Genomic DNA, 19,078 nt, shown 5'->3' with positions numbered 1-19,078 from the left:
ATGCGCTTTGTGTTTTACACCCACTCGGTCGTTTCCGACTGGAACCATGGCAATGCCCATTTCCTGCGCGGCGTCATGCGAGAGCTGGTCCAGCGCCGGCATCAGGCTATTGCGCTGGAGCCGGCGAATGGCTGGAGCCGGTCGAATCTGCTGGCTGAGAAGGGGTCGTTCGCCATCGAACGCTTCCGCAAGGATTTTCCCGAACTGATGCCGGTGACCTACGATGCCGGATTTGATCACGAAGCCTGGATTGCCGAGGCCGACGTTGTGATCGTTCATGAGTGGACGGATCCGGAGCTCGTCGCACGTATTGGCCGTGCCCGGGCCGCCGGCGGCAACTTCATCCTTCTTTTTCACGACACCCACCACCGGGCCGTGTCTGCGACCGAGGCACTCTCGGCGCTCCGGCTGGAGCACTATGACGGCGTTCTCGCCTTTGGCGAAACCTTGCGCGAGAGCTATCTGCGCGCCGGCTGGGGCAAGCGCGTCTTCACTTGGCATGAAGCGGCGGACGATCGCCTGTTCAAGCCGCACCCGGAGATCCACCCCACCTCCGATCTGGTCTGGATCGGCAACTGGGGCGATGATGAGCGGACCGCCGAACTCAAGGAGTTTCTGATCGAGCCGGTGCACGATCTCGGCCTTGATGCCGCTGTTCACGGCGTACGCTACCCCAAGACCGCACTTGCGGATCTGGCCACCGCAGGACTGCGCTATGAGGGGTGGATCGCCAATGCCGACGTGCCGAAGGCCTTCGCCGCGCATCGTGTCACCGTTCACATCCCACGGCGCCCCTATCGCGAGAGGTTGCCCGGAATCCCGACGATCCGCATGTTCGAGGCACTCGCCTGCGGCATTCCGCTGATTTCAGCGCCATGGTCCGATGTCGAGCAGCTTTTCAGGCCCGGTGTCGACTTCCTGTTTGCCGAGAATGGCTCGCAAATGCGGCAACAGCTTCGGACGGTGTTGTCCGACGAGGACTTTGCGGCCTCCCTGGTGACCTCGGGTCTCGAGACCATCCGCTCGCGGCACACCTGCCGCCACCGCGTCGACGAGTTGCTCGGCGTGCTCACGCAATGCGCGAACCGACACACCGCCGTCCCGACAGCCGCAAAGGAAGCCGTCGCATGAAGATCGCATTCTATGGATCGAGCCTTTTGTCGTCCTACTGGAACGGTGCCGCGACGTACTATCGCGGTTTGCTCAAGGCACTTTCGCAATTGGGTTACGAGATCACGTTCTACGAACCCGATGTCTACGACCGGCAGAAGAACCGCGACATCGAAGCTCCCGACTGGTGCACTGTCGTCGTTTATGAGGCGACCCAGCATGCGCTGATGCAGGTCGCGGCACGTGCCGCCGGCGCCGACATCGTCGTCAAGGCGAGTGGCGTCGGTTTCGAAGACGAGGCGCTGCTTCGCGCCGTTCTCGACCACGCCCGCAGCGACGCGCTTGTCGTATTCTGGGACGTGGATGCGCCAGCCACGCTTGCCCAGTTGCGCGACGAGCCGGACCACCCGCTCCATCGTGCACTGCAGGAGATCGACCTCGTGCTGACCTATGGTGGCGGCGATCCCGTTGTCTGGGCCTATCGTGCCATGGGCGCCAAGGAGTGCGTGCCCATCTACAATGCGCTCGATCCCGAAACGCACCATCCGGTCGCCAGCAAAGCGCGTTTTGCCTGCGACCTGGCGTTCCTCGGAAACCGGCTGCCGGACCGTGAAGCGCGTGTCGAATCGTTTTTCCTCGATCCCGCCAGCCAGCTGCCGAAACAGCGTTTCCTGCTCGGAGGCTCGGGTTGGGGCGACAAGCCGCTCCCCACCAATGTAGGCTGGCTCGGCCATGTCGGCACCCGCGATCACAACGCCTTCAATGTCACCCCAAAAGCCGTGTTGAACATCAGCCGCGATAGCATGGCCGCCAACGGTTTTTCACCGGCCACGCGAGTGTTCGAGGCGGCTGGCGCCGGCGCCTGTCTCATCACGGATGCATGGCTGGGCGTGGAACTGTTCCTGAAACCAGGCGAGGAGATCCTGGTCGCGCGTGACGGCGGCGATGTCGCCGAAATAATGCGCTCGCTGACCCCCGGTCGGGCCAAGGCAATCGGCCAAGCCGCACTTCACCGCGTGCTGGCGGACCATACCTACGCGCTTCGGGCGGATGTGGCGGATGCCGTCTTCAAACGTCATTTCGAGCACGGGGCCGTGGAGGCAGCGGAATGACCAAGAAACTGGACATCGTCTTTCTCGGCCTGTCGCTGTCCTCATCGTGGGGAAACGGTCACGCCACCACTTTTCGAGGTCTTTTGAAAGGCTTGCACGGACTCGGTCACCACGTGACTTTTCTGGAGCGCAACGTGCCATGGTACGCCAATCACCGCGATCTGCGCGAACCGGAGTTCTGCGCCTTGCGCTACTACGAAACCACTGCGGAGCTGCAACGCGACTACGCACAGTGCCTGGAGCAGGCCGACATCATCGTCATCGGATCCTTTGTTCCAGAAGGACGCCAGGTCATCGACATCGTCGCCTCGCTTTGCAAGGGGCAGCTCTGCTTTTACGACATCGACACCCCGGTGACCCTGGCCAAGCTTTCAGCCGACGATTGCGATTATCTGAGTTCGCGGCAAATTCCGTATTTCGATGTCTATTTCTCCTTCACTGGCGGACCAACGCTCAACCATCTGGCGCAAGACTTCGGCGCGCGCCATGCCGAACCTCTCTATTGTTCGGTCGATCCAGAACGGCATCACCCGACAGGAGATCCGATCCGCTGGGATCTCGGCTATCTCGGCACCTACAGCATGGACCGGCAGACAACGCTGAACGCTCTGCTGCTCGAGCCCGCACGGCATATGCCGAACCTCCGTTTCGTCGTGGCCGGCTCCCAATATCCATCCGACATCATCTGGCCGGACAATGTCGAACGCATCGAACATTTGCCGCCAGCCGATCACGCCGCGTTCTATAGCCGTCAGCGCTACACGCTGAATGTCACACGCAGTTCCATGATCACCGCAGGATGGTCGCCCAGCGTGCGCCTGTTCGAAGCGGCGGCTTGCGGCACGCCCATCGTCAGCGACCACTGGCCAGGGCTCGACAGCTTCTTTCCCGCATCGGCGATCCACACCGCCGCGGAGACGGACGAAGTCATCGATATCCTCGTTGGCGAGTCCGAGCGCGCACGCCTGGCCATGGCCGGCCGGGCTCGCAAACTCGTCCTCGCTTCCCACACCGGTGGGGCCAGGGCTCGCGAATTCGTGGCGGCGCTGACCCAACCAAGGGCGACGGCCCTCGATCTCGACATTGGAAGTGCAGCATGAACGGCAGACAGGAGAAAACAGCGATGCGACAGACAAGAAAGGCGCACAGGGCAAAGACGGTGCTTGTTGCCGGCGGCGCGGGTTTCCTCGGTTCGCATCTTTGCGAAGTATTGCTCCGCAACGGCTGGCGCGTGATCTGCGTCGACAATTTTCTGACCGGGCGCATGGAAAACATCATCTCGATCATGGACCGGCCGGGTTTCCGGTTGATCGAGCAGGACATCTGCCGGCCACTGGATCTCGGCGAGCCCGTGGATCACATCTTCAACCTGGCCTGCGCCGCCTCACCGCCGCGTTATCAGGCCGACCCGATACACACCACGCGTACCTGCGTGATCGGAACCCTCAACCTGCTCGAACTCGCTGTCCGCAATGACGCGCGACTGCTGCAGGCCTCGACGAGCGAAGTGTATGGCGATCCGGAACAACACCCGCAAAGGGAGGACTACGTCGGTCATGTGAACTGCACCGGCCCACGCGCCTGCTACGACGAGGGCAAGCGCACCGCCGAAACGCTTTGCTTCGACTATCTAAGGGCCGGCAAGGCCGACGTCCGCGTCGCGCGCATCTTCAACACCTACGGTCCGAGAATGGATCCGGCCGACGGTCGCATCGTCTCGAATTTGATCATGCAGGCGCTCGAGAAGCGTCCGCTGACGATATTCGGCGACGGCCAGCAAACGCGATCCTTCTGCTATGTCTCCGACTTGATTGATGGATTGATGCGCCTGATGAACATCGACCCCAATCCGGGCAAGCCGGTCAATCTGGGCAATCCCGGAGAATTCACCATCGTGCGACTGGCGGCATTGGTGAAGGCGATGACCGGCACCAAGTCGGATCTGAAATTTCTGCCCCTGCCGCAAGACGATCCTCGGCGCAGGCAGCCTGATATTTCGCGTGCGAAAACGCTGCTCGGCTGGTCGCCGAGAGTGCCGCTCAACGAAGGGCTCAAGCTGACGATCGATTATTTCGCGGCACTCGAAGGCACCGGCATCGGCGATCAGATGACAGGCCTTGCCAAAAGGAGACCCGCAGGCGGGCTGCAGAACCTTCCTGCATGACGTGGGCCGCGGCCGGACCTGCCCGGAGATCGTGCGGAACATCCATCCAACCTTGTAGTTTGGCGGGAGGGACCCGACACGGAGGATCATCCTCATGCAACCCAAGCGACCCGCGAAGGATGTCGACAAGATTGCCGAACGCGAGGCGGCTGCCTATCTGCGGCGCTCCTCCATCACCTATCTCGAGTGCTGCGTCAGCCTGATGATGACGCATCTGCAGCGCGAGGAAGTGGCCGCTATTCTCGAGCAGGAAGCAGACATGCTACGAAGGCTGGATTGATCGAAACGCTACACCTGAGATTCGTCCAGGAACCGTATCAGCCCCGCCCTGTATCGGTCTGCGGTCGCGGCCAGCCTTGCTTTTTCCTGGCCATTTTCGGATTGCGCAGCCGTGCTCCAGAGCCCGATTTGGAACGCCAAATAGCAGGGTTCGAAAAAATCGATGTGGCCATTGTCAATATCGAGCCCCATCCCCTCGACCAATGTCGTCACATCGCTGTCGGACAGTCCATATTCGACACGGGCGCCGGCAATGTCCCACTCTATCGGCTGGCAGCCAATCAAATCGTGTGCCCGGCAATGGTCGACGGCATCTGTCTTGACCACCGAGCCGTCGGCACAAACGAGAAACTCCCACGCGTGAAGCTTTCCGTCGATTTCCACCGGCTGCAGAATATGCGCAGGGGTTTTTTTCGAGAGCCAGCCGCGCAACGTCGCCGCTCGGTTCTCGCCCAGGGCTTCAGATGTGTTGGAAACAGCCATTTCCGCGAGTGCGAGCAATGATGCACCCGGTTCGCAGGTTCGGAGATTGAGCGCCCGCCAGGTTAGATAGCGCGCCAACTCCGCGACCAGCCTTCCTCTTGGCAGCGGCGCCTGGTCTATCGTGGTGCCGTCAATCCACCGTTCGACCAGAAAGCCGTGGCAAAGCCCGACCACTTGCGATCCCAACCCGGCTTTCCCCAACATTTCCGCGGCTCGTTTCTTATGCCGTCCGGTTTCGCCGAGGCCGGCGAATTTGACGAGCCAGCGACCACACCCCGCGGACGCCAGGAATTTACGCCGCTCGATGCCGCGCGGGCTCGGCGGCCAATGCTTTTCGTCGACGTAGTGGACGCTCCTCCATTCGCCACCAGACAGTTCGGTCAGGCGTAATTCGGGGCTGCCGACCGCCTCGGCCACCCAGTCGCGCAGCGTGGGAATGTTCGAGCTTTCGGGGAAGGTGCATTCGAGCGCCGTCGCCACATGTTTCGGACAGCGCGACCATGTCTCCCTGGCCTCCCGTGACGCTTCGATGCCCGGGTTGCCAGGATGGCTGGGAAACAGGTGAATGCGGTCCATACCAATACCCAGTTCCCGCAGCCACGCGACGACGGCGTGCATCGAACTGCCGGACAGACCGGGACCTTCGTCTACAACGGCGAAGCGTGCCGATGGATTGTTCTTCCAGGAAGCGATCGAGCGCGGATCGGCATTGATGTGCCTGCGGAAAGGATGGCCGACCGGACGAACGCTGAACGGCGCCGGCGCGCCAATCGCGGCAGCCACTATGGCGGCAAGCCCCAGGCCGATGCTGCGGATGCCGATCACGCATGTGTTCGCATCGAGACCTGACTCCTGCGCCGCTCCCAAATAGCTTTCGGGATAAAGCGCGTAATGCGCGTAACCCTCGGCAGAACCGGTCAGAACCTCAGCCTCGCAATCCAACCCGTCCAGCAGTTGGAGAAGTCCCGGCTCGATGCCACCGCCCACGGCGAAACCGCTTCGCCACGACTTCGCCACCTCTGCCGCAAGACCAACCAGCAATCTGGCGCCTTGCTGTTGCCGCGGCGAAAAGATGTCGATGCCCCTGTTCTCGAAATCGACATCGGCAAGCGCGCGAACCAGTTCCGATACGCTGATGAATAGGCCGACCAACGCGGCATGGCGTCGGATGCCATGAGCCATGCGGTCCAGACTTTGAGCAATCTCGCTGGCAGCTTCGCGAAGCCGTTCTGCGCTCTGCCTCCGCTTCTGGTCTCCGTAAACGATCATCGATCGGTTTTCCAATGCTTTGCCTTGCGGCAACGCAGCGAGCGCTGCTTCGATCCATGCTGTCTTGCGCAATTTTTCGGCAGGCCAAGGAACATTCCGGCACGCTGGTGGTTCGGCGGCAGGAACTTACCTTTGAACAGCATAGGGCGGCAGTTTCGTGGGATCGAAAAAGGTTCGTGTCGGTATCGTCGGGGTCGGCAATTGCGCATCCTCCCTGGTGCAGGGCCTCTCCTATTATCGTCACGCAAAGAGCAACGAACCAATCCCAGGGCTGATGCATGCCGACCTCGGCGGCTACCATGTCGACGACATCGAGATTGTCTGCGCATTCGACGTCGCTAGGAGCAAGGTTGGCCTCGACGTCGCTGAAGCAATCTACGCCGCCCCGAACAACACGTTCCGCTTTGCCGATTCGGCGGCAAACGGCGTTCGCGTCGAGCGCGGACCGACACTTGACGGCATCGGAAAATACTTGCGCGACGAAATCGAGGAGGCGCCGGAGCCGGTTGCCGACGTCAGCGAAATCCTGCGCAACAGCGGCGCCGACGTGCTGGTCTCTTACCTGCCGGTGGGCTCCGAGGAGGCGACGCGCTTCTACGCCGAATGCGCGCTTGAGGCCGGCTGCGCCTTCGTCAACTGCATACCCGTTTTCATCGCCTCACGTCCGGAATGGCGCCGGCGCTTCGAGCAGCGAGGGCTGCCGCTGGTCGGCGATGATATCAAGAGCCAGGTCGGGGCGACCATCGTTCACCGCCTGCTGGCCAATCTCTTCCGCGAGCGCGGCGTGCGCATCGATCGCACTTATCAGCTGAATTTCGGCGGCAACACCGACTTCCTCAACATGCTGGAACGCGAGCGGCTGGAATCAAAGAAAATTTCCAAGACCCAGTCCGTGGCCAGCCAGTTCGATGTTCCCCTGGAGCCGGGCAATATTCATGTCGGACCCAGCGACCACGTACCGTGGCTGACTGATCGCAAATGGGCCTATATCCGAGTGGAAGGGACGACCTTCGGCGGCGTGCCGCTCAACGCCGAGCTCAAGCTGGAAGTCTGGGATTCTCCAAATTCAGCCGGCGTGGTGATCGATGCGATACGCTGCGCCAAGCTTGCGCTCGATCGCGGCATAGCGGGAGCACTGACCGGCCCCTGCAGCTATTTCATGAAGTCGCCTCCCGAACAGTTCACCGACGCCGAAGCGCGGCAGCGCACGCTCGCTTTCATCGCCGGCAAGGACGAGCCTTTGCTGGATGCCGCGGAATGACGACAACGTTCTTTTTGATCCGTCATGCAGCGCACGACAATGTCGGCTCCTATCTTGCAGGACGGATGGACGGCGTTTGCCTTGGCGAGGCTGGGAAGGCGCAGGCCGCGCATCTTGGTGGCCGCATGGCCCGGGAGCCGATTGAAGCCATCTTGTGCAGCCCGCGTGAGCGTACGCAAGAGACGGCCGTGCCGATCGCGCTTGCCTGCGGCGTCGGTGAAATCGCGATCTGCGCCGAACTCGACGAGATCGATTTCGGCGATTGGTCGGGAAAGACCTTCGACGAGTTGAACGGCGACGCCGGCTGGCGGGCGTGGAACGACCAGCGGCAGGAGGCCAGGACACCGAGCGGCGAGACCATGCTGGATGTCCAGGAGCGGATCGTCGCACTGATGAACGCAGTGCGCGAGCGGCATCCGAACCAGTGTGTCGCCCTGGTCAGCCACGCCGACGTCATCAAGGCCGCCGTCTGCAAGGTGCTTGGCTTGCCGGTCGGCGACTGCTTCCGCTTCGACATCGATCCAGCCTCGATCACGACGATCGTGTCGGGTGACTGGGGCTCCAAGCTCCTGCGAATGAACGAAGCTGCCTGACGAGGACTTTCCGGATGCAGATGGTCATTTTCGGTCTCACCGTTACATCATCATGGGGCAACGGCCATGCCACGCTCTGGCGCGGACTGATCCGCGCCCTGGGTCGGCTGGGATGGTCCATCACCTTCTTCGAACGCGATACCCCCTACTATGCCGGGACGCGTGATCTCGATCGGCTCGATGGCGGCAACGTCGTCATTTATCCGGACTGGGAAGACATCCGTCGCGTTGCGGAGCGGGCAATGAAGCAAGCGGATGTCGTCGTCGTTACCTCCTACTGTGCCGACGCCGTGGAGGCCTCGCGGCTGGCGCAGCAGACAGGTCGCGGATTGCGTGTCTTCTACGATCTCGACACTCCGGTCACGCTTGCCCGCATCGAGCAAGGCGAGCGTCCGCCCTATTTCGGACCTGAGGGTCTCGCCGATTTCGACCTCGTTTTGAGTTACACCGGCGGCTCTGCGATCGAGGCGCTTAAGTCGGTTTTGGGCGCGCGTCACGTGGTGCCGCTCTATGGGCATGTCGATCCCGACCAACACCGGCCGGCAGAGAAGCGGGCGGAATTCGCCGGTGATCTGTCCTATCTCGGAACCTACGCGGCGGATCGCCAGGCCGGCGTCGAAAAGCTGCTGGTCCGCCCGGCCGCGCGCCTGCCTGACCACCGCTTCATCATTGGCGGCGCGCAATATCCGCAGGAATTCCCATGGAGCGACAATATCTTCTTTGTCAGGCATCTTCCGCCCGCCGATCATCCGGCTTTCTTCTCATCATCTCGCCTTACATTGAACGTCACCCGGGAGGCGATGGCGCAAAAGGGCTGGTGCCCGTCGGGACGGCTCTTCGAAGCGGCCGCGTGTGGGGCTGCCATCGTCACCGATGCATGGCCGGGCCTGGCCGAATTTTTCGAACCCGGCCGCGAAATCTTGTTGGCGCATGACACCGATGATGTGGTCGCCGCATTGCGATTGCCGGAGCGCGAGCTCGACGGCATTCGAAGGCGTGCCCGCGACCGGGTCTTGGGCGAACACACTTCCGCACGGCGCGCGGCGGAACTGGATCGCATCCTGAACGATGCCTTTCAAAGATCTCCCGGCGAACCGATGAGGGAAGCGGTCTGATGTTGGGCATCGTACCCGCTGCCGGGCGCGGCAGCCGCATTCAGCCGCTCGGCTTCTCGAAAGAGCTGCTGCCGGTCGGTAGCCGGATCGATGGACAGACCGAGCGTCCCTGCGCCGTGAGCGAGTATCTGGTACGGCGCATGGTGCAGGCCGGCGTCGACAAGATTTGCTTCATCATCGGATCGGGCAAATCCGACATCCTTGAATACTACGCCGCCGGCTACGGTGACGCGGCGGCTCTCTTCGTGGTGCAGCCGAACCCCGTCGGTCTGTGCGATGCGATCTTCCGGGCGGCGCCCCTCGTCGCGCCCGACGAGGTCGTCCTGGTCGGCCTTCCCGATACGATCTGGTTTCCCGAGGACGGTTTCCGCCATTTGCCCGACGATCAGCTCTCATTTCTGCTTTTCCCGGTGGATCAGCCGGAATTCTTCGACGCCGTCGTCACCGACGTCCACGAGCGCGTGATCGAAATCCAGGTCAAACGACAGGATGCCGCCACGAACTGGGTTTGGGGTGCGTTCAAGATGCCGGGCCATATCCTGCATCAGCTTGCGGCACTCTGGCGTGAGCGCGAGCGCAGTGACGAATATATCGGCACTTTGGTCAACGCCTATATTGCGGCCGGCGGTACAGCTTTTGGTGTCAGGGCTGGGTCGGACTATGTCGATGTCGGCACTTTCAACGGCTATCGAACAGCTCTGCGGTTGCTTGAAAACGACGCCCCATCCGCGCACCGCCGGCCCACCATGATCATGCCCGGCGCGCAGTCGCATGTACCCGTCGTTCCTGGCGAAGGAGCCTGAGCCATGCTGCATTCCCATGCCGAAATCCGCCGCCGCATCGATGCGCTCGGCCCATGGTTCCACAACATGGAACTTGCCGGCGTCGAAACCGCTCCCAACCATTTTCTGGGCAACTACCCGCTGATCAAATGGCGCAAATTTGCCAATGCCATTCCCGCTGATCTGACGGGCAAGGCGGTACTCGATATCGGCTGCAATGCAGGATTTTACTCCATCGAGATGAAACGGCGAGGTGCTGACCGTGTCCTCGGCATCGATTTCGATGACGCCTATCTGGCCCAAGCTCGCTTTGCGGCCGAGGTTGCCGATTGCGAGATCGAATTCCAGAAGCTTTCGGTCTACGACGTCGGTTCGCTGCGCGAGACGTTCGATGTCGTGCTGTTCATGGGGGTGCTTTACCATTTGCGCCACCCCTTGCTCGCGCTCGACCTGATCCGCGAACATGTCGCCCGTGACCTGATGATCTTCCAGTCCATGCAGCGCGGCAGCGCGGATCTGCCCGAGTTGGAAGAAAACTATCATTTCTGGACGCATGACCTGTTCGACCAGCCGCAGTTTCCCAAGCTGCATTTTATCGAGCACCGCTATGCCGACGATCCCACCAACTGGTGGATTCCAAACCGCGCCTGCACCGAAGCGATGCTGCGCAGCGCCGGTTTCGAGATCGTTCTGCACCCCGAGCAGGAGGTCTATTTCTGCCGCGCAGCCGGGGACCCGGCCGGCGGCGGCGCCATCTACCCCTCGAAAGGACAGCTCCATGATTGAAGCCGCCATGATCTGGAACGAGCCCAACAACAAATCGCATTGGGACCCAGAGCTCGATCCCGATTGGAGCCGCTTTGCCAGGATGGCGATCTTGTCGGCTGACGCAATCGCGTCGGAGAACCCGTCTTTGACGAAAGTACTCGGTGGCATCTCGCCGATAGATCCGGGCTTTATCACCCGCATGAAGGAATTCGGCGTGCTGGACCATGTCGATGCCGTCGCCGTGCACGGCTTTCCGCTCGACTGGAACCTGTGGCAGATCCACGAATGGCCACAGAAGATCGGCGAGATCGCGACCGTCACCAACCTTCCCATCTGGGTCAGCGAAGTCGGCGTATCAACCTTCGGCGCGGAAGAAATCCAGGTTTGGGGGCTCAAGCGCACCGCTGAGTTGCTGATTGGCAACGCATCACGCATCCAGTGGTACAGCCTCTACGATCTTCCGCGCGAATGGGAAGCAACGACGCGGCATCGCGAGGCGGAGGGCTCTTCTTACTATCGACATTTCCACATGGGGCTGCTGCGCCAGGACGGCACGCCAAAACCAGCGCTGGAGGAGTTCCTGCGCTACTCGCCCGCAATGGGGCTGGTGCAGTGGTTTCATTTCGAGGACCCCCGGCTGGACGATGCCGTCGCCTGGATGAAGCGGCTGGGCGTCACCAATATGCGCACGGGGCTTTCCTGGGCAGACAGCTTCCGGCCGAACGCGCTGGACTGGTTCGACCGGCAGATGGAGGCACTCGCCGATTTCGACGTGACGGTCACCTTTTGCTTTACACCGCAGCATCGGGGAATGATGCCCCACCACACCAGCCCGCCACTGGTGCCGGAGGAGTTCGCGGAATTCTGCGCAACCATGATCCGCCGCTATGCGCCCGGCATGACGTCCGCTTCGCTCCCGACGCGGCGGGCCTCGGCAGCGTGAAAGTGTCATGCTGCCATGCATCAGACGCCTGACACATTGGACGAATTAGCGGCATCATCGACAGGTGGTCCGGCATACGGGACCGAGGCGCAACCAGCCGCGGCGCTCACTATCCTCAATGTCGCCTACCCTCTCGCACCCGTCGGACCCGATGCTGTCGGCGGTGCCGAACAGGTTCTGTCGATTCTCGATCGGGGGCTGGTTCGCGCCGGCCACCGCTCTATCGTCATTGGCTGCCGCGGCTCCAGCGCGAGCGGTACCCTTGTGGAAATACCGGCTGAAAACGGCGTGCTCGACGAGGCGGCGAAGAGCCGCGCGCAGCAGGCTCATCGCAAAGCGATCGCCGCTGCCCGCGCCCGATGGCCGATCGATGTGGTTCATCTGCACGGCATCGATTTTCATGCCTATCTGCCCGACGATGGTCCGACCCTGGTGAGCCTCCACCTGCCCTTGGACTGGTATCCGGCCGAGGCTCTGCGACCGACGCGCGACGACCTGTGGCTCCATGCGGTCTCGCCCACCCAGCAGCAAACGGCGCCACCAGGGGCCAGACTGGTGGCGCCGATTCCCAACGGCGTTGACATCGAAGCACTGAGCCTGGTGCAGCCGAAGCGAGACTTTGCCCTGGTTCTCAGCCGAGTCTGCCCGGAAAAGGGCATTCACCTGGCCCTGGACGCGGCCAAACAGGCGGGCGTGCCCCTGATCATCGGCGGCAAGGTCTACCCCTACGAAACACATACGCGCTACTTTCGCGACGAGGTCCAATCCCGTCTTGATGCTCGCCGCCGCTTCCTGGGCCCGCTCGGTTTTAACGCCAAGAGGCGCTTTCTCAACGCAGCCCGCTGTCTGGTCATTCCGAGCCTCGCCGCCGAGACAAGCTCGCTTGTCGCCATGGAGGCCCTCGCCTGCGGTACCCCGGTGGTCGCATTCCCGAATGGCGCGCTTGCGGATGTCATCGAGCACGGCAGGACGGGCTTTCTCGTCAACACAGTCGACGAAATGGCCCAAGCCATTCTTGCGGCGCCCAGCCTGGACGCCGAGGCGTGCCGGGTGGAGGCGCGACGGCGGTTTTCGCTGGAACGGATGATCTCGTCGTATATGGCTGCCTATCAGGCGCTGGCACAACTTGGCACAGATTGCCGGCGCTTCGCTGCGGCACCGTGAGAAAAGCAGTGTTGCGCAGCGAAATCATCGATGACCCCGTAAAATTCGATGCCTTGACGCCGCACTGGTGGAAACTATGGGAGCAGAGCTCCTCTGCGACGCCGTTCCAATCCCCCGCCTGGCTGGTGCCATGGTGGCGCGCATTCGCACCCGGTGAACTGGCGACAGTCGCGGTCTGGCGTGGCGGCGATCTGGTCGGGCTGGCGCCACTCTATCTCGAGCATGGAACGGCCGGTTCGAAGCTGCTTCCGGTCGGTATTTCGCTCAGCGATTATCTGGACATCCTGGCTGTCCGGGATATCGAGGCGGCGGTCGTGTCCACAATTGCCGAAACGATCTGCTCGGTCGGGTGGTCACAATGGATCTTGTCTGATCTGCCGCAAAACAGTGCCGGTCTTACGATCGCGCATCCCGGTTTAACGGTCGAGAGGCCGGCAATTCATGCAGCCTGCCCCGTGCTTGCTGTTGCCGGCGACGAAACATTGGCCGGCTGCGTTCCCGCTCGGCGCAGGCGCCAGTTGCGCCGGGCGCGCCAAGCGGCGTGCAGACGCGGCCGGCTCGCGTTGGCGTCAGCCCGGGGCGACCAGAACTTCCTGAACCAATTGATCCGCCTGCACCATGCACGCTGGGTTGGACATGGAGGTGGTGTATTGGCCGACCCCGCCGTGCAGCACTTCCATGGGCTTTCACTTCCCTTGCTCGATGCTCACGGTCTGGTCCGATGCTGGTTGCTCGCGATCGATGGCACGACTGTCGCCGCCTATTACGGATTTCACCACCGCGGCCGCGCCTATGCCTATCTCGGCGGCCTCGATCCTGCTTATGCCGAGGAGAGCCCAGGTGCGATCCTGATCGGCCACGCGATCGCGGAGTCGATCCGCGAGGATGCGCGCGAGTTCGACTTCCTGCGCGGCCAGGAAGCCTACAAATATGGCTGGGGCGCCGTCGACAGGTGGACGATGCGGAGGATCTGGACGCGGAGTTGATGTCATGAGTGTGCTCGCGCAGCGCCGGACATCGGTCAGACGGGCGGTCGAAGGTTGTGTGGCCGGTGGTGCCTGCGCCGAAGCTGTTCTCGTCAGGCTGGCGCTTCACCTGCCGCCCACAATTGAAGCGGCGGAATTGGCGGAGGTCGTGCTGAAAGTCCGTCCGGCGGATACCGGCGATGCTGAAAGACTGCGAAAGGTCGCTGGACTGCTGCGCCACAAACCGGGCGTCCTTGCCACTTTGCGAGCGACAGGCGGCGCCGTTCGGCATGAACGCGGTAACGGCGAGACGGATGTCGCCGTGGTCAGGAGGCTGGCCTCGAGTTTTGATGCCGCGGCAGCAATTTCGACAGCCGCAAGTGTCCAGTTAGGATCCCTTGGCGATGACGAGCGGCTGACAGCCATGACCGACGAAATCGTTGAATGGCTCGAGGCGCGAGAATTCACCGGAATTGAACGAGACATTCTCGACATCGGTTGCGGCATCGGACGTTTCGAGCGCGCGCTGTCCAATTCCTTCAAGCGGATGGTCGGCATCGACATATCATCGCGGATGATCTCTATCGCCTCCGAGCAATGCGAAGCGCTCGGCAATGTCGAACTGCGCCAAACCTCCGGTCTCGATCTGGCCGACTTCGACGACGACAGTTTCGATTGCGTGTTGGCGGTCGACAGCTTTCCCTACCTGGTCCTGGCCGGCATGGCTGAGCGGCTTTTCGATGAAATTGCGCGCGTTCTCAAACGGCCGGGCCGGCTCGCATTGCTGAACTATTCTTATCGCGGATCGCTTTCTTTGGACCGGGCCGACATCGGCCGTCTTGCGCAAGCTCACCAATTGCGGGTCGTCATCGACGGCGAGAAGCCGTTTCGGTCATGGGATGGCGACGCCTTCCTGCTTGCTGGGTGAGACGGAACATTACAGCGCGATGCCGGTTCGGGCGTCGGCACCGATCGGTGTCCTGGATTCGAAGGAGGAGATCATGGCATCCGGCGGCAAAAAGCATTTCGGCCAAGGCAGCCAAGGCAAAGGTGCCGGCGCCGGCGCAATGACCACCTTGGACAAGGACAAGATCGAGGAAAACGCGGTTTTGTCCAACCGCGACAGGAAGCAACATGGCCGAGAGCGCGGGCTGGACGGCAATCGAATCAAGTCCGATCAATTTCAGGATCACGCCGCAAACCGGTTGCTGAAGGACTGACGCCACCGCGCCGCGTCTTGCCGCGGCACGGAGGAAAAACTGTGCAAGGGCCGCCGGTGAGCCTCTCGGCGGTCGACAACGCCTTGTAGTGCCGAGCGCTCATCATCAGACTTGGATCTAGGGATGCTATCAAGAGAACGTGATGTCTCATTCGAGCGACGATACCACGGATCTGCGTGTCGAGATGGCAGTGGATCAGGAGATTGCTTCCCTCCTGGCCGCCATAGAGCAGGAAAAGATACCGGACCGCCTCTCCAAGCTGGCGATCGAATTGCAAAACGCTCTCGTCGAGAAGCGTCGGCGAGACGTGAAGAGCTGACTATCTGCGGTTGTCGACCTCTATATCGAGCTGACCATCCGACAGCTGATTTCGTCTCTCTATCAATGTCTGCAGAGAGCTCTCCCCGAGTAGCTCAAGGATGTTGGCGCGGGCACGGTTCAGCCGGCTCTTGACCGTCCCTACCGCGCAGCCGCAGATTTCGGCGGTTTCCTCGTAGCCCACTCCTAAAACGCCGATCAGCATCAGCACCTCGCGCTGATGTTCGGGCAGCTTTTGGATGGCGCCGTGAACTTCCTTGCTCTGAACGGTCCATTCCTGGGTAGCTTCCGAAATCGGTCTCGAAGACGCGCAGTCGAGAAGGCCTGGCGCTTCCCGTGCAGCGATCTTGATCCGGGTGTAGTAGGTGTTGCGCATGATGGTGAAGAGCCACGACTTCATGCGTGTACCGGGTTCGAACTTGTCGATGTTGGCGAGCCCTTTGGTCAACGTTTCCTGCACCAGATCGTCGGCATCGTCTGGAACGCGGCAGAAGGTGCGCGCGAAAGCCCGCAGGGCAGGTATCAGATCAACGATGGAAACGTCATTGGTTTGTTGGTCGGCCAAGAGATAGCCTCCGGATGACAATGGTCCAGCTCCCAGAAGAAAGAGTGAATGAACGAAGCCAGAGCTAAATGCATGGAAGTTTGGTTCGTTCCCGCCGTTGGAAACAACTCTTCGAAAATTCCATCGGGCGCGAACGCGCCGACTACGGTCTTCCCCCAAACACGCCCACTTCAAGGGAACGAAACACCATGCTGAGCTTCATTCCCGGGAAGCCTCGCCGGTGCGTTTGGCTGTGCAGGGCATGGACCGAGTCGTGCGGCTGGTAACGCGCAAACCACTGCCTGACAAACCTATTGGCGAACCACGTGGCGAACTCGGCTACCATCGATACATAGCGATAATGGTTGGCCCGGAGGACATGTTAAAGTCGTTGATTTTATCGATTTGTTGGCGCGGGTGAAATCCAGCAATCGGTCGAAGTTGCCGGGCAGTCGGCCAACGAACATGCTCGTCCAGCACTTGCTCTATTCTGCCCTCCGATCAGGCTAAGCCGATGAAATACCGGGTTGATTCACCCTTGACGGCGTCGCCGAACGGCGTGCTGTGGCGTACAATCTGCAGCTGCTCTCCGAAGCTGGCTGTTGCGGTGCTGTGCAACTCGCTTTGGCGAAAATCACGGATGACGATCAGCGCTTGAGTGAGCGCCCGAACCGGTCTTCGATCCGCGACTGCAGGAACTCGAGCCCCATCGAGAGCAGCCAATAGATCATCGAGGCGGTGATGAGCATCTCGATGTGGCGGAACTCGGTCTGGCCCTGCGTGCGTGCGAGATACATGATCTCCCAGACCCCGACCACCGAGACCAGCGAAGAATCCTTCAGCATCGCAATGAACTGGTTGCCGGTCGGCGGCACGATGACCCGCATCGCCTGCGGCAGGATGACCAGGAACATCGTCTGGTTAGCGCTAAGGCCGAGTGCCGTAGCACCCTCGGTCTGGCCGCGCGAGATGCTTTCGATGCCGGCCCGGAAGATCTCGGTCATGTACGCGCCGTAGCAGAGCGACAGCGCCATGATACCGGCCGGCACGGCGCCGATCACGTAGCCAATCTGCGGCAGGCCGAGATAGATGATGTAGATCTGCATCAGCAACGGCAAGCCACGAAACAGAGAGGTATAGAAGGTCGCCAAGCCATAGACCACGCCGTTGCGGGAAAGTTTGGCGATGGCGCCAACGAAGGCGACGAGGGTGGCGATGGCGATCGAAATGGCCGAAATGTAGAGGGTCGTCACCACACCCTTCGAGACGAGGAAGCCGATCTTCTTGGCGATGAACGCGAAGGACAAGTCGAAGGAATAGAAAAACAACATTAGCATCACGAACAGCTCTATCCAGACTGCCACAATCTGCTGTTTGCGGCTGAGATACCGCAGCGCGTTCCAGTTCGCCACCAAGATCAATGCGATCAGCACCGCCGAGACCGCCCGCCCGACGTCCGGGTTGGCGGCGAGCCACTCGACCGACCCCGGAACGAGCTTGCCGAGCCAACTGGCTTTGATGCCGAGCCCATACAGGCCGGCGGCGATGGCGGCGAGCACGAAGAACACGCCAACGCGGCGCGCCGCGTCCGGGTGGTTGAGCAATAGTCGGCCGATCACGTCTTCGATCTCCCTGCGGTCAGCGGGCCCGCTCGCGCCACCAATCCTGCGCCTGCAGCTTCCAGTAGGTGAGTTGCGCAACCGCAAGTCCAGCCGGGCCGCCCGCCCAGGCAAGGCCGAATGGTGCAAACAGCCGGTAACGGTCCGATTGTCCCAGTATGGCTTCGGCGATCAACTTGCCGGCGATCGCCGTGGTGTTGATGCCATGGCCACCAAAAGCCGTGAGGTACCAGACGCCCGGCTGCAACGGGCCTATCTGGGGCATCATGTGCCGGGCATAAGACATGAGCCCGGACCAGGCGAGTTCGGTCTTGAGGTGTTCGAGCTGCGGATAAGTAGTGACCATCTCACGGCGCAATTGCCTCGCCAACACGCCCGATGAGGCTGCCCGGGTGGTGATGCGCCCTCCCCAGAGCAGCCGCCTGCCGCCTTCGACAACACGGTAATAATCGCCTGCGCGACGGTTATCGCCGACGGCGTCGGTCGTCGTAATCGCCTTGGCGATGAGGTCAGGCGCCTCCTCGCTCACCATAACGTAAGTGGCGATAGGCAGGAATGCCCGCTGCAGCCGGCCGACCAGTGGGCCCGTATATCCGCCGGTGGCAACTACGGCCTGGCGGGCGCGCACTTCGCCGCTGTCGGTGCGCAAGACCTTTTCGGCGCCGTCAAGGTTGGCTTCAACGGCAGCCGTTCTCTCGTATATCCTGCCGCCCAGCCGTTCGATCTCGCCCGCAACGGCGCGCAGATAGTTAAGCGGATGCATGTGGAAGGCGCTGGGATCGCGCAGGCCTTGGTGGTAGCGATCCGAATGCAGCACCGCTCGCACCTGGTCGCGATCGAGATAGTCGAGCCGATAGTCGAAATCCCGCGCCAGTTGCTCGGCATATGCCTTGAGCGCGGCGCCACCATCGTGGCGAAGCACGCTCGATATACCGGAGCGCGGCTCTGCCGCCTTGATGTCGAGATCGCGGATCGTCTGCCGCACGAAGTCGACGCCTTCGATGGACAGGCGGTGCAGTTTTTGTGCCGCGTCGACGCCGGCCATCGCGGCGATGTTGTCGGTGCCGGTGGCGAAACCGGGATTGACGAAGCCGCCATTGCGACCGGAAGCGCCGAAGCCTATCCGCTGCGCCTCAAGCACGACGACCTGCTGGCCGGCGCGAGCCAGCTGCAACGCCGTCGTCAGGCCGGCCAGTCCGCCGCCGACAACGACTGTCTCGCACTCGGAAACGCCGCTCAGCGGCGGTCTGATGGTGTTGTCAGCAAGCGTGCGTCGGTAATAGGTGTCAGGACATGTCATGATCAATACGATGAGGTGGCGGCACTAGAGCATTTTGCAGGCAGGCGGAGCCGCCCGGTGTCGTGGAAA

General features: G+C 61.7%; 20 protein-coding genes. 16 read left to right on the top strand and 4 right to left on the bottom strand.

What is annotated here, in order from left to right:
- From NKJ58_RS05200 to NKJ58_RS05180, 5 genes are all read left to right on the top strand, one after another.
- Complete coding sequence (locus NKJ58_RS05200; RefSeq protein WP_023696369.1) at nt 1-1,131, top strand: CgeB family protein; 1,131 nt, start codon at nt 1-3, stop codon at nt 1,129-1,131.
- Nucleotides 1,128-2,222, top strand: coding sequence for a CgeB family protein (locus tag NKJ58_RS05195; RefSeq protein WP_023667985.1), 1,095 nt, complete (start codon nt 1,128-1,130; stop codon nt 2,220-2,222). Before NKJ58_RS05200 ends, NKJ58_RS05195 begins: the two co-directional genes overlap by 4 nt.
- Nucleotides 2,219-3,322: a CgeB family protein gene (locus NKJ58_RS05190; protein WP_023804820.1), complete on the top strand. Its 1,104-nt coding sequence runs from the start codon at nt 2,219-2,221 to the stop codon at nt 3,320-3,322. Before NKJ58_RS05195 ends, NKJ58_RS05190 begins: the two co-directional genes overlap by 4 nt.
- Nucleotides 3,323-3,345: 23 nt before the next feature.
- Nucleotides 3,346-4,386, top strand: coding sequence for a UDP-glucuronic acid decarboxylase family protein (locus tag NKJ58_RS05185; protein ID WP_023681096.1), 1,041 nt, complete (start codon nt 3,346-3,348; stop codon nt 4,384-4,386).
- A 94-nt stretch (nt 4,387-4,480) separates the two neighbouring features.
- Complete coding sequence (locus NKJ58_RS05180; protein WP_023667982.1) at nt 4,481-4,666, top strand: hypothetical protein; 186 nt, start codon at nt 4,481-4,483, stop codon at nt 4,664-4,666.
- Nucleotides 4,667-4,674: 8 nt separating this feature from the next.
- Here the strand turns inward: NKJ58_RS05180 and NKJ58_RS05175 are convergent, their stop codons facing one another.
- Nucleotides 4,675-6,489, bottom strand: a complete 1,815-nt coding sequence (locus NKJ58_RS05175; RefSeq protein WP_352518778.1) for a hypothetical protein — start codon at nt 6,487-6,489, stop codon at nt 4,675-4,677.
- A gap of 85 nt (nt 6,490-6,574) precedes the next feature.
- On the opposite strand from NKJ58_RS05175, the gene NKJ58_RS05170 reads away from it, so the two are divergent.
- From NKJ58_RS05170 to NKJ58_RS05120, 11 genes are all read left to right on the top strand, one after another.
- Entirely contained in the window at nt 6,575-7,678 is a 1,104-nt protein-coding gene (locus tag NKJ58_RS05170; RefSeq protein WP_031197850.1) for an inositol-3-phosphate synthase, read from the top strand.
- Nucleotides 7,675-8,271, top strand: coding sequence for a histidine phosphatase family protein (locus tag NKJ58_RS05165; RefSeq protein ID WP_023667978.1), 597 nt, complete (start codon nt 7,675-7,677; stop codon nt 8,269-8,271). The genes NKJ58_RS05170 and NKJ58_RS05165 overlap by 4 nt, the downstream gene beginning before the upstream one ends.
- 14 nt (nt 8,272-8,285) lie before the next feature.
- Entirely contained in the window at nt 8,286-9,386 is a 1,101-nt protein-coding gene (locus NKJ58_RS05160; RefSeq protein ID WP_023714676.1) for a CgeB family protein, read from the top strand.
- A complete protein-coding gene (locus NKJ58_RS05155) occupies nt 9,386-10,189 on the top strand; it encodes a sugar phosphate nucleotidyltransferase (protein WP_023725532.1) in 804 nt (267 codons plus the stop codon). Before NKJ58_RS05160 ends, NKJ58_RS05155 begins: the two co-directional genes overlap by 1 nt.
- 3 nt (nt 10,190-10,192) lie before the next feature.
- Nucleotides 10,193-10,954, top strand: a complete 762-nt coding sequence (locus NKJ58_RS05150) for a TIGR04290 family methyltransferase (RefSeq protein ID WP_023687791.1) — start codon at nt 10,193-10,195, stop codon at nt 10,952-10,954.
- The gene (locus NKJ58_RS05145; protein WP_352518779.1) at nt 10,947-11,879 is read left to right on the top strand and encodes a glycoside hydrolase 5 family protein; all 933 of its coding nucleotides are present in this window, start codon (nt 10,947-10,949) and stop codon (nt 11,877-11,879) included. Before NKJ58_RS05150 ends, NKJ58_RS05145 begins: the two co-directional genes overlap by 8 nt.
- Before the next feature lie 15 nt (nt 11,880-11,894).
- Nucleotides 11,895-13,043: a glycosyltransferase gene (locus NKJ58_RS05140; protein WP_352852856.1), complete on the top strand. Its 1,149-nt coding sequence runs from the start codon at nt 11,895-11,897 to the stop codon at nt 13,041-13,043.
- An 8-nt stretch (nt 13,044-13,051) separates the two neighbouring features.
- On the top strand, nt 13,052-14,029 hold the full coding sequence (locus NKJ58_RS05135) for a GNAT family N-acetyltransferase (protein ID WP_023714679.1): 978 nt from the start codon (nt 13,052-13,054) through the stop codon (nt 14,027-14,029).
- A 4-nt stretch (nt 14,030-14,033) separates the two neighbouring features.
- Nucleotides 14,034-14,936, top strand: coding sequence for a class I SAM-dependent methyltransferase (locus NKJ58_RS05130; RefSeq protein WP_023681090.1), 903 nt, complete (start codon nt 14,034-14,036; stop codon nt 14,934-14,936).
- A 73-nt stretch (nt 14,937-15,009) separates the two neighbouring features.
- Nucleotides 15,010-15,228, top strand: a complete 219-nt coding sequence (locus NKJ58_RS05125; protein ID WP_023681089.1) for a hypothetical protein — start codon at nt 15,010-15,012, stop codon at nt 15,226-15,228.
- A 142-nt stretch (nt 15,229-15,370) separates the two neighbouring features.
- Entirely contained in the window at nt 15,371-15,547 is a 177-nt protein-coding gene (locus NKJ58_RS05120) for a hypothetical protein (RefSeq protein WP_023681088.1), read from the top strand.
- Here the strand turns inward: NKJ58_RS05120 and NKJ58_RS05115 are convergent, their stop codons facing one another.
- The 3 genes from NKJ58_RS05115 to NKJ58_RS05105 form a co-directional block, all read right to left on the bottom strand.
- Complete coding sequence (locus tag NKJ58_RS05115) at nt 15,548-16,111, bottom strand: sigma-70 family RNA polymerase sigma factor (RefSeq protein ID WP_023681087.1); 564 nt, start codon at nt 16,109-16,111, stop codon at nt 15,548-15,550.
- 626 nt (nt 16,112-16,737) lie between these two features.
- Nucleotides 16,738-17,709: an amino acid ABC transporter permease gene (locus NKJ58_RS05110; protein WP_023681085.1), complete on the bottom strand. Its 972-nt coding sequence runs from the start codon at nt 17,707-17,709 to the stop codon at nt 16,738-16,740.
- A gap of 19 nt (nt 17,710-17,728) precedes the next feature.
- Nucleotides 17,729-19,009, bottom strand: coding sequence for an NAD(P)/FAD-dependent oxidoreductase (locus tag NKJ58_RS05105; protein ID WP_023681084.1), 1,281 nt, complete (start codon nt 19,007-19,009; stop codon nt 17,729-17,731).
- Nucleotides 19,010-19,078 lie beyond the last annotated feature (69 nt).

Source organism: Mesorhizobium sp. M0139, assembly GCF_040322455.1.
GTDB lineage: Bacteria > Pseudomonadota > Alphaproteobacteria > Rhizobiales > Rhizobiaceae > Mesorhizobium.
This window is presented reverse-complemented; position numbering and strand designations above follow the sequence as displayed.

What these genes read in the sequence shown, in the direction of transcription:
- NKJ58_RS05120 (WP_023681088.1), top strand. Translation starts at nt 15,371, where the DNA reads ATGTCTCATTCGAGCGACGATACCACGGATCTGCGTGTCGAGATGGCA.
- NKJ58_RS05145 (WP_352518779.1), top strand. Translation starts at nt 10,947, where the DNA reads ATGATTGAAGCCGCCATGATCTGGAACGAGCCCAACAACAAATCGCAT.
- NKJ58_RS05125 (WP_023681089.1), top strand. Translation starts at nt 15,010, where the DNA reads ATGGCATCCGGCGGCAAAAAGCATTTCGGCCAAGGCAGCCAAGGCAAA.
- NKJ58_RS05160 (WP_023714676.1), top strand. Translation starts at nt 8,286, where the DNA reads ATGCAGATGGTCATTTTCGGTCTCACCGTTACATCATCATGGGGCAAC.
- NKJ58_RS05180 (WP_023667982.1), top strand. Translation starts at nt 4,481, where the DNA reads ATGCAACCCAAGCGACCCGCGAAGGATGTCGACAAGATTGCCGAACGC.
- NKJ58_RS05140 (WP_352852856.1), top strand. Translation starts at nt 11,895, where the DNA reads ATGCATCAGACGCCTGACACATTGGACGAATTAGCGGCATCATCGACA.
- NKJ58_RS05150 (WP_023687791.1), top strand. Translation starts at nt 10,193, where the DNA reads ATGCTGCATTCCCATGCCGAAATCCGCCGCCGCATCGATGCGCTCGGC.
- NKJ58_RS05165 (WP_023667978.1), top strand. Translation starts at nt 7,675, where the DNA reads ATGACGACAACGTTCTTTTTGATCCGTCATGCAGCGCACGACAATGTC.
- NKJ58_RS05190 (WP_023804820.1), top strand. Translation starts at nt 2,219, where the DNA reads ATGACCAAGAAACTGGACATCGTCTTTCTCGGCCTGTCGCTGTCCTCA.
- NKJ58_RS05130 (WP_023681090.1), top strand. Translation starts at nt 14,034, where the DNA reads ATGAGTGTGCTCGCGCAGCGCCGGACATCGGTCAGACGGGCGGTCGAA.
- NKJ58_RS05185 (WP_023681096.1), top strand. Translation starts at nt 3,346, where the DNA reads ATGCGACAGACAAGAAAGGCGCACAGGGCAAAGACGGTGCTTGTTGCC.
- NKJ58_RS05105 (WP_023681084.1), bottom strand. Translation starts at nt 19,009, where the DNA reads ATGACATGTCCTGACACCTATTACCGACGCACGCTTGCTGACAACACC.
- NKJ58_RS05155 (WP_023725532.1), top strand. Translation starts at nt 9,386, where the DNA reads ATGTTGGGCATCGTACCCGCTGCCGGGCGCGGCAGCCGCATTCAGCCG.
- NKJ58_RS05195 (WP_023667985.1), top strand. Translation starts at nt 1,128, where the DNA reads ATGAAGATCGCATTCTATGGATCGAGCCTTTTGTCGTCCTACTGGAAC.
- NKJ58_RS05200 (WP_023696369.1), top strand. Translation starts at nt 1, where the DNA reads ATGCGCTTTGTGTTTTACACCCACTCGGTCGTTTCCGACTGGAACCAT.